Raw genomic sequence first — 15349 nt, 5'->3', positions numbered from 1 at the left:
CGACCGGGAGGCTCAGGCCGCCGAGGCGACCACGTCGCCGGGGGCCGGTCGGGCCGAGGTGATCGGGGTGGCCGTGACCGCGTCGACACGGCGCAGGCCCTGGGCCAGCTCCTCCACGGCGACGGCGTCGGACACCTCGCGCAGCACGTCGGACAGCGGCAGGTCGAGGGCCGAGCACAGCGAGGCGAGGAGCTCCGAGGAGGCCTCCTTCTGGCCGCGCTCGATCTCGGAGATGTAGCCCAGGCTGACCCGGGCGTCGGCGGACACCTCGCGCAGGGTCAGGCCCCGGTGCATCCGCTCGTTGCGGAGCACGTCACCGAGGATGCGTCGAAAGAGCACCATGGCGTTGTCCTTCCCGTCCGTGGAGGGCCCGCCAGTGGAGGGCTCCGTGGTGGCCAACGCTACCCGAGCGTTGGTTCTTCCCGGGTGAGGATGCCCTCGAGCACCGACAACGCCTCCCGGCAGGTGCCGTCCTGGACCTCCGCGCGGTCACCGTCGAGGTCCAGCAGCCGGGTCTCGGTGCCCTCGGGACCGGCGACGGCCACCCACACGTGGCCGGCCGGGTGGCCCTCCTGCGGGTCCGGTCCGGCGACGCCGGTCGTCGCCATCGCGTACGTCGTGCCGAGCAGGTCCCGCGCGCCGGTCGCCATCGCCGTCGCGCACTCGCGCGACACCACGCCGTGCGCGGCCACCAGCTCGAGGGGCACACCGAGCACCGCGACCTTGACCGCCGTCGCGTAGGCGACGACCCCGCCGGTGACGCAGGCGGAAGCACCCGGGACCGAGGTCAGCAGGGCGGCGAGACGTCCCCCCGTGAGGGACTCCGCCGTCGACACGGTCGCGGAGCGGGCTATGAGGAGCGCCACGATCGGCCGGGGATCCGTCGTCATGCTGGGGACTCTAGCTACGTTGGCGGACATGGCACTCCCCATCGAGGACTACGCACTCGTCGGCGACCGTGGCACCGCGGCGCTGATCGGCCGGGACGGATCGGTCGACTGGCTGTGCCTGCCGCGCTTCGACTCCCCCGCCTGCTTCGCCGCCCTGCTCGGCGACACCGAGAACGGTCGCTGGCGGATCGCGCCGTCGGACGCCGCCGGCGTCGAGGTCACCCGCCGCTACGTCGGGCACAGCGCGATCCTGGAGACCACCTTCACGACCCCCACCGGGGTGCTCGTGCTGCGCGACTGCATGCCCACCGGCGACGGCCGCGCCGACCTGGTGCGCACCGTGCGGTGCAGCGAGGGGTCGGTCCGGGTGTGCCACGAGTGGGTGGTGCGCTTCGACTACGGCCTCGTCCGCCCGTGGGTGACCCGGCAGCAGGCGTACGGGCACGAGGTCATCGTCGCGACGGCCGGCCCCGACAAGCTCATGCTGTCGGGTCCGCGCCTGCCCCGCGCCGTCGACGGCCACCACGCCGACGAGTTCGACCTCGCGGCGGGCGAGTCCATGACGTTCTCCACCTCGTGGATGCGGTCCTGGCACGAGCTGCCCCAGCCGCTGTCCTTCGACGATCGCATCGAGGCGACGCGCGTGGAGCACGAGCGGTGGGCGCTCACCTGTGTCGAGGACCTGCCGCACGCGGACCTGGTCCGCCGCAGCCTGCTCACCCTGCGGCTGATGACCCACGCGGAGACCGGCGGGATCGTGGCCGCGCCGACGACGTCGCTGCCCGAGGAGTTCGGCGGTGAGCGCAACTGGGACTACCGCTACTGCTGGCTGCGCGACGCCGCCCTGACCCTGGAGTCCCTGCTCGGGGCCGGCTACACCGACGAGGCGCTGAGCTGGCGTGACTGGCTGCTGCGGGCGGTCGCCGGCGATCCGCAGGACCTGCAGATCATGTACGGCGTGGACGGGGGCCGTCGGCTCCCGGAGCGCGAGCTCGACCACCTGGCCGGGTACGCCGGGTCCCGTCCGGTCCGCATCGGCAACGGCGCGGTGAGCCAGCGCCAGACCGACGTGCTGGGCGAGGTGATGATCGCCCTGGAGGACGCGCGCCACGGTGGTCTGGAGGAGACGTCTCAGAGCTGGGCCCTCCAGCGCACGCTCGTCGACGAGCTGGCCACGCACTGGGACGAGCCGGACAACGGGATCTGGGAGATCCGCGGCCCGCGCCGCCACTTCACCCACTCCCGGGTGATGGTCTGGGTCGCTTTCGACCGAGCCGTCCGGGCCGTCGAGGAGCACGGCTTCGCCGGCGACGTGGACCGCTGGCGAGAGGTGCGCGACCAGGTCCACGCCGAGGTCCTCGAGCGCGGGTACGACGCCGCCCGCGGCACCTTCACGCAGCACTACGACACCCTGGAGCTCGACGCCAGCCTGCTCAACATCCCGCTGGTCGGCTTCCTGCCCGGCGACGACAAGCGTGTCCTCGGCACGATCGCCGCCATCGAGGAGGACCTCATGCACGACGGCCTCCTGCACCGCTACCGCACCGTGACCGGGGTGGACGGGCTCGAGGGCGGCGAGCACCCCTTCCTCGCCTGCTCGTTCTGGCTGGTCTCGGCCTACGCGCTGGCCGGTCGTCCCGACGACGCGCACGAGCTGATGGACCGGCTCTGCGGGCTGGCCAACGACGTCGGCCTCCTCTCCGAGGAGTACGACACCGACGCGGGCCGGATGGCCGGCAACTTCCCGCAGGCCTTCAGCCACCTCACCCTGGTCCAGGCCGCGCTCTCCCTGCGCTGAGCAACGCCCCGGCGCAGGCGGCGCCACCGACGGTCCTGGGCCTCGCCAGCGCCGGCGCCAGCACAGCGAAGGCAGTTCGCGGCTAGCCGCGGCGAAGCCACGCTCGTCGGGCGGGAGCCGCGCCCGAACTGCCTCAGCTGTGCGGCGCCACCGACGCCGACGGCCCCCGCCCCGCGCTCGTGCGCAGGACGGGGGCCGTCGTGGCTGGACGACTCAGCGACGCACGCGGAGGCGCAGCTTCTCTCGCGAGCGCTGGGTCTCGTCGTTGCCGAGGTAGCGCACGACCACGGTGTAGCGACCGGGGCGCAGGTCCGCCAGGCGCACGGTGGCCTTGCCCTTCGTGAGCCGGACGGTCTTCTTCACGGCGGGCTCGCCCTTGACGGCGACCGTGACCTTGCCGCGCGCCTTGGCGCCCTCGGCATCGACGCGCACCTTCACGGCGGCACCCTTGCCCGCCACGGTGGCCCGGGCGTCCGAGGCGGCCTGGAGGACGTCCACGGTGACCGTCTTCTCGGCGACGGCGCCGGAGGCATCGACGTACCGCACCGTGAGCGTGTGCTCACCGACGGTGGTGAAGACCGGCAGCTTGATGTTGACGACGCCGTTCTTCACCGGCGCGGAGGCGAGGACGGTGGAGCCCTCACGCACCTCGACGGTGCCGTCCGTGGAGTCCTTCTTGCCACCCGTCATGACCTTGACGTGCGCCATGGCGCGGGTCCGGTCGACGACCACCCGCTGCGGGGTCACCGTCGCCTCGACGGTCGCGGCACCGGGAGTACCGGGGTCGACGGTCGGCAGCGTGATGCCGACGACCTCGGGGTTGTGGTCCGACGCCGCGAACGGGCCGGCGGTGTAGAGGTCGGTGCCGATGTAGTTGTAGCGGCTGTACTGGTAGTAGAGCGGCTCGTTGGCGTTGATCTCCCAGATGTCGACCCCGCTCACCATCGCCTTGGCCGCAGCGTTGGCGAAGACGTGGTCGAGCGAGCCGGACGTACCGGCGTAGCTGTAGCTCTCCTCCTCGGGGTCGTCCGTGGACTCGAGCGACTCGTAGCCGGCGGCCTCGATCGCCTGGACCGGGTCCTCCATCGAGTAGGCGTTGAAGTCGCCGGTGAGGAAGACCTTGTCGGTGCCGCGAGCGGCCGCGAACGTGCCCGCGAAAGCGGTCAGCGCCTGGGCCTGGGCCACGCGGTCCGGGTTGGCGTTGCCCTGGCCCGTGCCGTCGTCGAAGCCCGAGCCCTTGGACTTGAAGTGGTTGACGATCACGGCGAAGGAGGAGTCGGCGCGCCCCGTGGCCCGGAACACCTGGGCGAGCGGGTCGCGGGCGTTGTCGAAGGCGGGAGCGTCGAGGATCTCACCGGCACCCACCGTCTCGACGGTGGACGGGTCGTAGATGAACCCGGTCCGGATGACGTCCTCGCTGGCCGGGACGACCGCGGGCGAGGGGACGAAGGCCCAGCGGGTGCTCCCGGCGGCCGCGTTGAGCGCGGTCACCAGCGCACCGATGGCCTCGTCACGCGAGGTGCCGTCGACCGTCCTGGAGTTCTCCAGCTCCTCCAGGGACACGATGTCGGCGTCCATGGTGTTGATGGCGTCGACGATCTTGGCCTGCTGGCGCTCGAAGTTGGCCTGGTCCCACGCACCGCGAGGACCGTTGCTGCCGGTGCACGTGCGCGTGGCGATCGGGTTCTCGTCGCGGTCGACGTACGGGGAGCACCCGGCGACGTCGCCACCGAAGGTGGTGAAGTAGTTGAGGACGTTGAACGTCGCCAGCTCGAGGTCGCCGCCGACCTCGGCGGGGACCGCCGGGCGGTCCTGCTCGAAGCTCACCAGTCCCGTCGGGACACCGACGACCTGCTGCTGCGGCTGGAGCTTCCACCCGAAGCGGTAGTCGAGGACCACCGGCTCGTCGAACGTGACCGACGCCCCGACCCGGACCGTGTGGTCCTTGGTCAGCCACGGCACCGGGGAGTCCTGGCCGGCCGCGTTGTTGGCCGTGTTCCAATAGTTGGTCGAGGAGCCGTCGTCGAGCACCACACGGTGCGCGTCGTTGTACGCCGTGCGGGCGGCGATCCCGGCCGTGTCCTGGGCGTCGACGACCTCGGTCGGGGTGACGAGCGGGATCGTCGAGCCGGCCGCGATGCCGATCTCACCGAAGAAGCTGCTGGAGCTGACGCCGAAGTCGTAGGCGTCCGTGACGGTCATCGGCGCAGCGGGCAGGAACGCCTCGCCCTCGAGCTCCTCGCGCTGGGCGTCGAGCTCGGCGGTGGCCGGACAGGCGGTCCCGGGCAGGGCACAGGTCGATCCCGGGAGCACCGTGTTGGGCACGACGGCCGGCAGGGACTCGCTGAGCTCGGTGACCGTCGTCGCGTCGAGCTCGGTGAGCGTGTTGGGCGCGGTGCCGAACTCGGTGACGGTGCCCTCCACCTCGACCGAGTCACCCACGGCGATGGTCGCGGGGAAGCCGGGCTCGTAGACGAACAGGCCGTCCGAGGCACCGGGCGTGGTGTCCGGGCCGCCGGTCTGGATGTAGAAGCCGTTGAAGCCGCCGGTCTGGTACGCCGCGGTGACGACGCCCCGGGTGCGCACGGCGCTGCCGGCGAGCGGGCTGGCCGCGCCGGTGCCCTGGACCTCGGCGATGGTCGCGTCGGTGACCGTCGGGTCAGGCGGGTCGACGGGCGGGGTGGTGGTGCCGGAGGCCTGCGGGGCGGGCGCGCCGGTGGTCAGGTCCGCCGCGTTGTTGTCGGTGTCCTTGCCGGCCGCGTCGCGGCTCGCGGACGTGCTGTTGGTCAGGGCCGGGGTGGCCGTGCCCTCGCGGAGGGTGGCCGTGCCGTAGCCCACGAGGTCGAGCGTCGTGGTGCCGTTCTTGAGGGCGACCGAGCCGTTGGTGCCGCTCATCGCGAGCGTGCCGATGGCGTCGGGCGCGGGCAGCGGCGTCGTCCCGCCGGTGCCGGCCGCCTGCTGGACCAGGTAGTGGCCCTTCGCCGGGACCGAGCCGGTGAGGGTCGTCGCGCCGCCGGAGCCGCCGCCCGAGGAGAAGTACTCCACGGTGTGGCCGGTCAGCGAGATGGCCGCGTCAGTCGGGTTGTAGAGCTCGATGAAGTCGTTGGTGTAGGTGGCACCGGAGTTGCCGCCGCCGCCGTACACCTCGCTGATCACGAGGCCGGTGCCGGCCGGGTTGGCCGTGGCGGTGAGGGGTGTCGCGACGAGGCCGGTGGCCGCGACCGCGAGGCCGACGAGCACGGAGCTGCGCCGGAAGGGGGGACGTACGGGCATGGAGGTCTCCGAGAGAGAGGGGTGGTGGGTGAGGAGGAGCAGGTGGTGCGACAGCAGTGGGGGCCCGGCGTACCGGACCCCCACTGGCTGGTTCAGCGCTTGACGCGGATGGTGAACCGGTCGGTCGCACCCTGGAAGGTGTCGTTGGCGAGGAACTTCGCCACGACCTTGTACTTGCCGGGCTTGGCGAAGGTGCGGAGCTTGACCTTGGCCACGCCGTCCTTCACCTTGGCGTTGTACTTGCGGCCAGCGACCTTGACCGTGACGCGGCCCTTGGCCGCCAGGTCGACGCCGGACTTGACCTTGACCTTGATGCGGACCTTGGTCTTCTTGGCGTGGATCTTCGAGGACTTCGTGGGGAAGACCTTGTGGGCCATCGTGGGCTTGCCCAGGACGACGCCGCGAGCCAGCGTGGTCTTGGAGTCCTGCGCGACGATGCGGAACTCCTTGCCGCCGCGGACCGTGAAGACCGCACGCGCCTGGCCGCCGGTCACCGTGGTGGTGCCGAAGACCTTGGTGGTGCCGTCGTTGCGGACCTTGACCAGCTCGAGGCGAGTGTTCTTGACGCCGCTCGGCAGCATGTCGAGGCGGTTGAAGACGATGGTCGCCTTGTCACCGGCGTGGTAGCTGTCCTTGAGGCCGGAGACGTAGATCTGCTCGCGGGCGAAGTCCGGGGAGACCGGCTTCTTGTCCGAGAGGTACTTGACCCACAGGTCGCGGTCGATGAGGCCGGTGTCCTTGGCCTTGCCCTCGGTGAAGGCGGTGAAGTTGTCGCCCCCCTGCGCGAGGAACGAGAACGTCGAGACCGAGTACGTCTTGGCCAGGTCCAGCGGAGCGCCGTTGATGCGCACCGAGGTCACCCGCTGGCCGACCGGCTGGGCCGGGTCGAGGGTGGTCTGCACGTTGTCCGACAGGCCCAGGTGCAGGAACGGCCGCTGGGAGCCGACCGGCTGCCACTGCTGCTCGAGGATCTTCTTGACCTGCGCACCGGTGAGGGCGACGGTCGAGATGTTGTTGACGAAGGGCAGCACGTTGTTGGCCTCGGCGAAGGTGATCACGCCGTCGGTGTTGGCCGGGTTGGTGGCCGTGTCGCCCTTGAAGACCAGGTCGGCCCGCAGGCCACCCGGGTTGACGATCCCGAGGTCGGGCTTGGCGATGTCGGCGGCGACGCCGTCGCGCAGCGCGTTGGCCACAAGGTCGCCGAGGGGCGACTCCGAGCCGCGGTCCTCGACCGGCTTGCCACTGGCGTCCACGCCGTCGTACGCACGCGAGATGTCGGCCGTGACGGCGCCGACGGGTCGGTCGCCGACGACCTTGGCGTTGGCGAGGGCGGCGTCGACGATCTGCTTCACGTCGGCCACGCGCGGGTTGGTCAGGTCCTCGGCCCCGGCACGCGCGACGTTCTGGACGGTGAACCCGGTGACCGGGTTGGTGCCGGGCGCGGCGCCCGCGTCGACGGTCAGCTTGATCTGGCCGACGTTGGCGGCGTACTCGCCGGTCTGGATGTAGGCGCGCGTGCCACCGCCGGGCTTGGGGCCCTGCCAGGCGTAGGTCTGGTGGGTGTGGCCGTTGATGATGGCGTCCACGCTGCCGGTCATCGAGGCCATGCGGGCGAAGACGCCGCCCTTGGCGACCTCGGCCTCGAACGAGGACTTGGCGCCCACCGCGGCACCGGAGTGGAAGGTGGCGACGACGACGTCGGCCTCGCCGTTGGCGGTGTTGCCGTCCTTGAGGATGTCGGCGTACTTGGCCGCGGCCGCGACCTCGTCGGAGAACTGCAGCTCGGCTACACCGGCGGGGCTGACGAGGCTCGGGGTCTCGTCGGTCACGCCGCCCACCACGCCGACGGTGACGTCGTCGGAGGCGTCGCCCGGGGTGCCGTTGTCGACCACGTAGGTCTGGTACGGCTTGAGCGCGGTGGCTCCGGTGGCCTTGACGGTCACGTTGGAGGCCAGGTAGTCCCACGTCGCGTTGGGCGTGGCCGCGGGGCCGATGACGCGGTCGCGCAGGTCGGCCCAGCCCTTGTCGAACTCGTGGTTGCCCACCGCGGAGGCGTCGAGGCCCAGCGTGTTCATCACGTCGATGGTGGGCTGGTCGTCCTGGATCGCCGAGGCGAACTCCGAGGCACCGATGAGGTCACCCGCGCCGACCATCAGGGTGTTGGCCGGGGTCGTCGTGTCGGCGGAGACGGCCTCGACCGTCGTCGCCCACTTCGTGGTGTTGGTGTTGATGCGACCGTGGAAGTCGTTGACGGCGACGAGGTTGATCTCGACCGACGGCGCAGCGTGGGCGGGCGCGGTGGTGAGTCCGACCACGGCCAGGGGTGCCGCGAGGACACCCGAAGCTGTCGCCACCGATACCCAGCGACGGGTGAACAGGGATGCTGACACAGGTGAGGCCTTTCCGGGATGTGGGTGAGCCGGGTCACCATAACCCGGCCCCCACCCCGTCGAGTCACCTCAAGGGCTGTGACACGTGAACGTCTGGTTACCGTTCGGGCGTTGCAGGAGCGGACGTCGTACGACGTGCCCGCGCGACGTCGCGGAAGAACTCGTAGCCGGACCACATCGTCATCGCCACCGCGCCGGCGAGCACCACCTGGAAGGCGTAGAAGAGCACCTCACCGGGGACGCCCCACGCGTCGAAGGCCCCGCCGTGCGCGTCGCCGTGCGGCAGGGGCAGCAGCAGGCCGGCGAGGGCGACGCCCTGGAGCGTGGTCTTGATCTTGCCGCTCTGCGACGCCGCGAGCACCACGTCCTTGAGCACCGAGAGCCGCAGCGCGGTCACGCTCCACTCACGCAGCAGGACGACGATCGTCACCCACCACCAGATGTCCCCGACCATCGACAGCCCGATGAACGCCATGCCCGTGATGGCCTTGTCGGCGATCGGATCGGCGATCTTGCCGAAGTCGGTGACCAGATCGTGCTTGCGGGCGATGTCGCCGTCGATCTTGTCGGTGATCATCGCCACCGCGAAGATCGCGAAGGCCACCCAGCGCCACAAGGTCGAGTCGCCGCCGTCGTGGAGCAGCGCCCAGCCGAAGAACGGCACCATGACGATGCGCAGGGTGGTCAGCGCGTTGGGCACGTTCCAGTTGGAGACCTGCCGGTCGGTGTCGCTCATGCCCGTGCTCCCGTCGCCCGACCGATGAGGTCCACCCCGTCGGTGGCCACGACCTGCGCGATCACCACGTCGCCCACGCGGGCGTCGCCCGCGAGCTCGACGGTCGTGGTGCCGTCGACCTCCGGGCCCTGGTGCTCGGCCCGGCCCTCGACCACGCCGTCCTCGACGGACTCGACGAGCACCGAGACGGTCTCGCCGACGCGCTCCTCGGCCCGCTGGGCGTTGAGCTCCTCGACGAGCGCGGTGACGTGCTCGGTGCGGGCGCGCACCTCGTCCTCGTCGAGCTTGCCGTCGTAGGTCTCGGCCTCGGTGCCGTCCTCGTCGGAGTAGCCGAAGACGCCGGTCACGTCCATCCGCGCGGCCTCGAGGAAGTCGCACAGCGTCTGCAGGTCCTCCTCCGTCTCGCCGGGGAAGCCGACGATCACGTTGGAGCGCACCCCCGCCAGCGGCGCGAGGTCGCGGATCCGGGCGAGCAGGTCGAGGAAGCTCTCCGGATCCCCGAAGCGGCGCATCCGGCGCAGCACCGAGGCGCTGGCGTGCTGGAAGGACAGGTCGAAGTAGGGGACGACGCCGGGGGTGCCGGCGATCGCCTCGATCAGGCCGGGTCGCGTCTCGGCCGGCTGGAGGTAGGAGACCCGGACCCGGTCCACGCCCTCGATCGCGGCGAGCTCGGGCAGCATCGTCTCGAGCAGTCGCAGGTCGCCGAGGTCCTTGCCGTAGGAGGTGGAGTTCTCGCTGACGAGGAAGAGCTCGCGGACGCCCTGCGTGGCCAGCCACTGGCCCTCGGCCAGCACGTCGCTGGGCCGACGGCTCACGAAGGAGCCGCGGAAGCTGGGGATGGCGCAGAAGGAGCAGCGCCGGTCGCAGCCGCTCGCCAGCTTGAGCGGGGCCATCGGGCCGGCGTCGAGGCGACGACGTACGGCGCGCGGGCCGGTCGCGGGCGCGCCGACGCCGATGTCGGAGACGTCCGCCGTCGCGTGGTCGGCGTGCCCGGGCACCGAGATGGAGGAGGCGTCCCGGTCGACGGGGCTGATCGGCAGCAGCCGGCGCCGGTCGGACGGGGTGTGCGCGTGGTGCGTCTCCCCCGCCACGATCGAGCGCAGACGCGCGGCGATGTCCGGGTAGTCGTCGAAGCCGAGGACCGCGTCGGCCTCCGGGAGCGACTCCGCGAGGTCCTTGCCGTAGCGCTCGGCGAGGCAGCCGACGGCGACGACGGCCTGCGGGCGACCGGAGTCCTTGAGGTCGGCGGCCTCGAGGAGCGTGTCGACCGAGTCCTTCTTGGCGGCCTCCACGAAGCCGCAGGTGTTGACCACGACGGTGTCGGCGTCCTCCGGGTCGGCCACGAGCACGAACCCGTCGGCCTCGAGGCGACCCGCGAGCTCCTCGGAGTCCACCTCGTTGCGGGCGCAGCCCAGGGTCACCACCGCCACCTGGAGGGGGGAGCCGGGAGCGGGGCGGGTGTCAGCAGGAGTGGTCGTCATCGCACCCGTGAGTATGCCGCCTCGCCGGGTGCTGACTCCAACCCTCGCCGCTGGTGGCGCCCATGGCACCGGTCACAGGGGTCACCGGGCGACGAACGTCCCCTGACCGGCCACGCCGGCCTCGCCGACGGGCCGCGGGTCCTGGCCGTCGAGGGCCACCGTGACGGCACCGTCGGTGGACTGCACGCGCACCGGGGGCGCCGCGTCGAGCTCACGGGTGTCGCCCACCGCCATGTTGCCCTTGAAGACGATCTCGCCGGCACCGTCGCGGACCACCACGTGGGCGCCGCCGGTCGCCGCCGTGACCACCACGGGGACGGGGTCGGCCGCCGGCGCACCGCCGGCACCACCGGGGCCGCCGGACCCGTTGAGGACCGGCGTCGCGTTGCGCAGCTCGGTGGGGGTGTCCATCACGAGCCGGGCGATCGACCAGCACAGGACCAGCGCCATCACCACGGCCACCAGGACCGACCAGTTGGGGCCGCCGCGGGTGCTGCGGATGGAGCCGTTGGCCCCGGTGGCCAGCTCGGCCTCGAAGACGCGGCGAGGGTTGATGGGGGCGTGCGCGTAGCGCTCGTCGTACGACGTCAGGAGCGGGGTCACGTCGATGCCGAGGACCCGGGCCAGGGTGCGCAGGTGGCCGCGGGCGTAGAAGTCGCCGCCGCACGGTGCGAAGTCGTCGACCTCGATCGACTCGATCACGTGCGGGCGGATGCGCGTGCGGTCGGCCAGCTGGTCGACGGTCAGCCCGAGCCGGGTGCGAGCCGCTGCCAGCTCCGGTCCGACCACGGGGTCGGCGGCCGGCTGGGTGGCGAACTCGTCGATGACCAGCGGCTCCACGACCTCGCCCTGGCGGGCGATGGGACGCACGCGATCACCCCAGAGCTGGGTGTCCTCCACGAGGCTGACGCTGCCGGGGCGGCGCAGCTCGCGACCCGAGGTCGTCTCGTCGAGGTCGTCGACCACGTCGCGCCGGACCTCGGAACGACGGGCGCTGGTGGCCTCGCGCAGGGGCGACGGGGTGGCGCTGGCCACGACGGTCGTGTCGTCTGCGTCCTCGTCGGACACCTCGTCCGCGAGAGCGTCGTCGTGGGTGGGGTCCTCCGCCTGCTCCGAGCGCTCGGGGCGGCTCGGGACGAGCGCGGACAGGCGAGCGATGCCGGCGGCCAGGCGCGGACGCGGGTCGCGGACGCGCGGCACGGAGTCGTCGGTCCCGACCGACTCGTGGACCGCCCCGTCCGTCGACTCGGTCGCGTGGTCGGGCTCGACCTCGTCCGTCCCGAGCGTGTCAGGCGTCTCAGTGGTCCCGGGGGCCTCGTCCGGGGCGGAGGCGTCGAGGACGATGACCTCGGTGGAGCGCATGGCCACCCGGTCGAGCGCGGCGGTCAGGTCGTCGCCGCCACCGAGCACGCGGGTCGCGAGGCCGAGCGGGACGGCCAGCGGCGCGCCGTACAGGCGTCGGGCGAGCCCGGCCTGGCGCCGCCCGCGCGAGTCGAGGTCGTCGAGGACGAGCTCCTCGTTGTGCGCGACGACCACGAGGCGGCCGTCGCGCAGCAGACCGTGGCGGGGGCTGTGCTCCACGTGGTGCACGGCGCTCCAGGGCAGGCCGCGCCAGGTGCGGCCCAAGCGGATCCGCACGCCCTGCGCGTCGGCCACCAGCAGCGGGGTGCGGGCGTCCACGAAGGCACGCAGCCAGCCCGCGGAGAAGACCCCGAGCACGACGGCGAGCACCCAGTCGAGTGCGGCACCGGTCTGGGTGGCACGGGCGAGGTAGGCGATGGCGATCGCGGCGGCGACCGCGCCCACGGCGGCGGCGAGCGCCCCGTTGCGGCGCACCTCGACCGCGTCGGGCGCCACCGACAGGGACTCGGTGCCCCCGGTGGTCGTCCCCGTGGCTCCCTCGTCGGTCCCCTCGGCGTCGTACAGCTCAGCAGCACCCATCACGCGCTCCCCTCGATCGTGGCAATGACGGCGTCGATCTCGTCCGGCTTCACGAGCACGTCGCGAGCCTTCGAACCCTCGCTCGGGCCCACGACGCCGCGGCTCTCGAGGATGTCCATCAGTCGTCCGGCCTTGGCGAAGCCGACGCGCAGCTTGCGCTGGAGCATCGACGTCGAGCCGAACTGGGTGGAGACCACGAGCTCGATGGCCTGCACCACGAGCTCCATGTCGTCGCCGATGTCGTCGTCGAGCTCCCGCTTGGCGGCGGCCGGTGCGGTGACGTCCTCGACGTACGTCGGCTCGAGCTGGTCCTTGCAGTGCTTGACGACCTGGTGGATCTCGGCCTCGGTGACCCAGGAGCCCTGGACGCGCACCGGCTTGCTGGCACCCATCGGCAGGAACAGGCCGTCACCCTGGCCCACGAGCTTCTCGGCGCCCGGCTGGTCGAGGATGACCCGGCTGTCGCCGAGCGAGCTGGTCGCGAACGCGAGCCGCGACGGCACGTTGGCCTTGATGAGGCCGGTGACGACGTCGACCGAGGGCCGCTGCGTGGCGAGCACCAGGTGGATGCCGGCCGCGCGGGCGAGCTGGGTGATGCGCACGACCGAGTCCTCGACGTCGCGCGGCGAGACCATCATCAGGTCGGCCAGCTCGTCGACGATGACGAGCAGGTAGGGGTACGGCGTCAGCGTGCGCTCACTGCCCGCGGGCACCTCGACCTTGCCGGCGCGGACCGCCTTGTTGAAGTCGTCGATGTGACGGAAGCCGAAGTTGGCCAGGTCGTCGTAGCGCATGTCCATCTCGCGCACGACCCACGCCAGCGCCTCGGCGGCCTTCTTGGGGTTGGTGATGATCGGGGTGATCAGGTGCGGCACGCCCTCGTAGGCGTTGAGCTCGACCCGCTTGGGGTCGACCATGATCATCCGGACCTCGTCGGGCGTGGAGCGCATCAGGATCGAGGTGATGAGCGAGTTGATGAACGACGACTTGCCCGAGCCGGTGGCGCCGGCGACGAGCAGGTGCGGCATCTTGGCCATGTTGGCGACGACGAAGCCGCCCTCCACGTCCTTGCCGAGCCCGGCGACCATCGGGTGGTGGTCGGAGCGGGCGGTGTTGGACCGGAGCACGTCACCGAGGGAGACGATCTCCTTGTCGACGTTGGGGATCTCGATGCCGATCGCGGACTTGCCGGGGATCGGGCTGAGGATCCGCACGTCGGCCGAGGCGACGGCGTAGGCAATGTTCTTGGAGAGCGCGGTGACCTTCTCGACCTTGACGGCCGGGCCGAGCTCGACCTCGTAGCGGGTCACCGTCGGGCCACGGGTGTAGCCGGTGACGGTGGCGTCGATGCCGAACTCGTCCATCACCTGCATGAGCCGCTCGACCACGGCGTCGCTGGCCTTCGAGCGGGCCTTGTGCACCGAGCCGGGCTTGAGGACCTCGTTGCCGGGCAGCGAGTAGGTGATGTCGCCGGACAGCGCGAGCTGCTCGACGCGCTGGGGCAGCGGGGTGTGCGGGGGCGGCTCGACCTCGCCGGTCGCGTCGGGGACGGCGGGGCCGGACAGGTCGGGCACGGCGGGGGTGGTCTCGGTCGGCGCGTCCGCGAAGAGGTCGATGCCGGCGTCGGTGCCGCTCTCGACGTCCTTCTTGCGGCGCCGGCGCTTGACCTCGCGGTCCTCCAGGACCGGGGAGTCGTACGCCGGGTCGCCGGCCTCGGGGTCGATCTCGTCGAGCATCCCGCGACGGCGGGTGCGCATCGGCGTGGTCGGTGCCTCGAGCTCGCCGGCGACGGTACCCTCGGGCGCGGTGCGGCCCAGGACGCGGTCGCGGGCCGCGGCCAGGCGGACCGGGATCTGGTAGACCGGCGTGGCGGTGATGATGAGGACGCCGAAGAACGCGAGCAGCGCCAGCATCGGCACCACGACGTACGGCGTGCGGAAGAGGTCGAGCAGCAGGCTCGAGGTCACGAAGCCCACCGCTCCCCCGGCCTGCTGGAGCGAGGTGGCGTCGCCGAGCTCGGGCTGCGGGTTGCCGTTGGCGATGTGGACGATGCCGAGGATCCCCAGGGCGAAGGCGGACCAGCCGATGACCTGGCGACCGGCCGGGCCGTTGCGCTCGGGGTCGCGCAGGGTGCGCCACCCGGCGTACACGAGGAACAGCGGGACCAGCCAGCCGACCTTGCCGACCGCGCCGGAGGTCATGGAGCGCATGAAGTCCATGACCCCGCCGGGCAGCTGCCACCAGACGGCGGCGGCGACGGCCATGGCCAGGCCGATGAGGAACAGCCCGGCGCCGTCACGACGGTGCTCGGGCTCGAGGTCGCGCGCCGACTGCCCGATCGAGCGGGCGACGGCACCGAGGGCGTGGGCGATGCCCAGCCAGACGGAGGCGACGGCACGGCCGACGCCCCCGAAGCCGCGGGCGACCGGACCGGGTCCGTTGCGCACGGCACGGGGTGCCGGACGAGCTGCGGGACGACGCGAGCCGCCGCGAGCGGGCGTGCGGGAACCGCCCTTGCTCGTGCGGGAGGCCGGGCTCTTGCTGGTACTCCGGGATCGGGTGTTCGAGGACGAGGTCCCACCGCGCGAGCTGCCTCGCGACTTGGTGGAACCGGACGTGCTCGAGCTCCGCGACCCCGGCGGGGAAGACGTACGGGTCGCCATGCCGCGACCCTACGGGAGAGTCACACCAGCCCCACGGATCACACGGGCCAATCGGGTCGCGTGTCGCGCCCCGACCCGTCCGGGACGAAACCGAAACACGAGTGTTACGAGAAACCTGCTCAAGGGTCTACCGGTGTCACGCCAGCGTTCGTATGGTGGCCCAGATCACTCGGGGCA

The 15349-nt window shown here is 71.9% G+C and carries 9 protein-coding genes; 1 reads left to right on the top strand and 8 read right to left on the bottom strand.

Going from position 1 to position 15349, the window contains the following annotated elements:
- Window positions 1–12: 12 nt before the first annotated feature.
- Together ASG94_RS16165 and ASG94_RS16160 are read right to left on the bottom strand one after the other, a co-directional pair.
- On the bottom strand, window positions 13–342 hold the full coding sequence (locus ASG94_RS16165; RefSeq protein WP_056927508.1) for a helix-turn-helix domain-containing protein: 330 nt from the start codon (window positions 340–342) through the stop codon (window positions 13–15).
- 59 nt (window positions 343–401) lie between these two features.
- On the bottom strand, window positions 402–890 hold the full coding sequence (locus ASG94_RS16160; RefSeq protein ID WP_056927507.1) for a CinA family protein: 489 nt from the start codon (window positions 888–890) through the stop codon (window positions 402–404).
- A 28-nt stretch (window positions 891–918) separates the two neighbouring features.
- Between ASG94_RS16160 and ASG94_RS16155 the strand changes: the two genes are divergently transcribed.
- Complete coding sequence (locus tag ASG94_RS16155; protein ID WP_056927506.1) at window positions 919–2688, top strand: glycoside hydrolase family 15 protein; 1770 nt, start codon at window positions 919–921, stop codon at window positions 2686–2688.
- A 213-nt stretch (window positions 2689–2901) separates the two neighbouring features.
- Here the strand turns inward: ASG94_RS16155 and ASG94_RS16150 are convergent, their stop codons facing one another.
- The 6 genes from ASG94_RS16150 to ASG94_RS16125 all read right to left on the bottom strand — a co-directional run bounded on the left by ASG94_RS16150 (window position 2902) and on the right by ASG94_RS16125 (window position 15172).
- Window positions 2902–5961 (bottom strand): ExeM/NucH family extracellular endonuclease, encoded by a 3060-nt coding sequence (locus ASG94_RS16150; RefSeq protein WP_082624302.1) that lies wholly within the window; start codon window positions 5959–5961, stop codon window positions 2902–2904.
- A 92-nt stretch (window positions 5962–6053) separates the two neighbouring features.
- Window positions 6054–8315 (bottom strand): bifunctional metallophosphatase/5'-nucleotidase, encoded by a 2262-nt coding sequence (locus tag ASG94_RS16145; protein ID WP_162260825.1) that lies wholly within the window; start codon window positions 8313–8315, stop codon window positions 6054–6056.
- 133 nt (window positions 8316–8448) lie between these two features.
- Window positions 8449–9087, bottom strand: coding sequence for a CDP-diacylglycerol--glycerol-3-phosphate 3-phosphatidyltransferase (pgsA, locus tag ASG94_RS16140; protein WP_056927503.1), 639 nt, complete (start codon window positions 9085–9087; stop codon window positions 8449–8451).
- Window positions 9084–10568 carry a 30S ribosomal protein S12 methylthiotransferase RimO gene (gene rimO / locus ASG94_RS16135; RefSeq protein ID WP_056927502.1) on the bottom strand — a complete coding sequence of 495 codons (1485 nt, stop codon included), beginning with the start codon at window positions 10566–10568 and terminating at the stop codon, window positions 9084–9086. The genes pgsA and rimO overlap by 4 nt, the downstream gene beginning before the upstream one ends.
- 81 nt (window positions 10569–10649) lie before the next feature.
- Window positions 10650–12509 (bottom strand): helix-turn-helix domain-containing protein, encoded by a 1860-nt coding sequence (locus ASG94_RS22215; RefSeq protein ID WP_056927501.1) that lies wholly within the window; start codon window positions 12507–12509, stop codon window positions 10650–10652.
- Window positions 12509–15172, bottom strand: coding sequence for an FtsK/SpoIIIE family DNA translocase (locus ASG94_RS16125; RefSeq protein WP_082624261.1), 2664 nt, complete (start codon window positions 15170–15172; stop codon window positions 12509–12511). Before ASG94_RS16125 ends, ASG94_RS22215 begins: the two co-directional genes overlap by 1 nt.
- Between the last annotated feature and the right edge of the window lie 177 nt (window positions 15173–15349).

This window comes from Nocardioides sp. Soil805 (assembly GCF_001429625.1).
Lineage (GTDB): Bacteria > Actinomycetota > Actinomycetes > Propionibacteriales > Nocardioidaceae > Nocardioides.
Note: the sequence above shows the minus strand (reverse complement) of the source record. Positions and strands in the feature narration are given on the sequence as shown.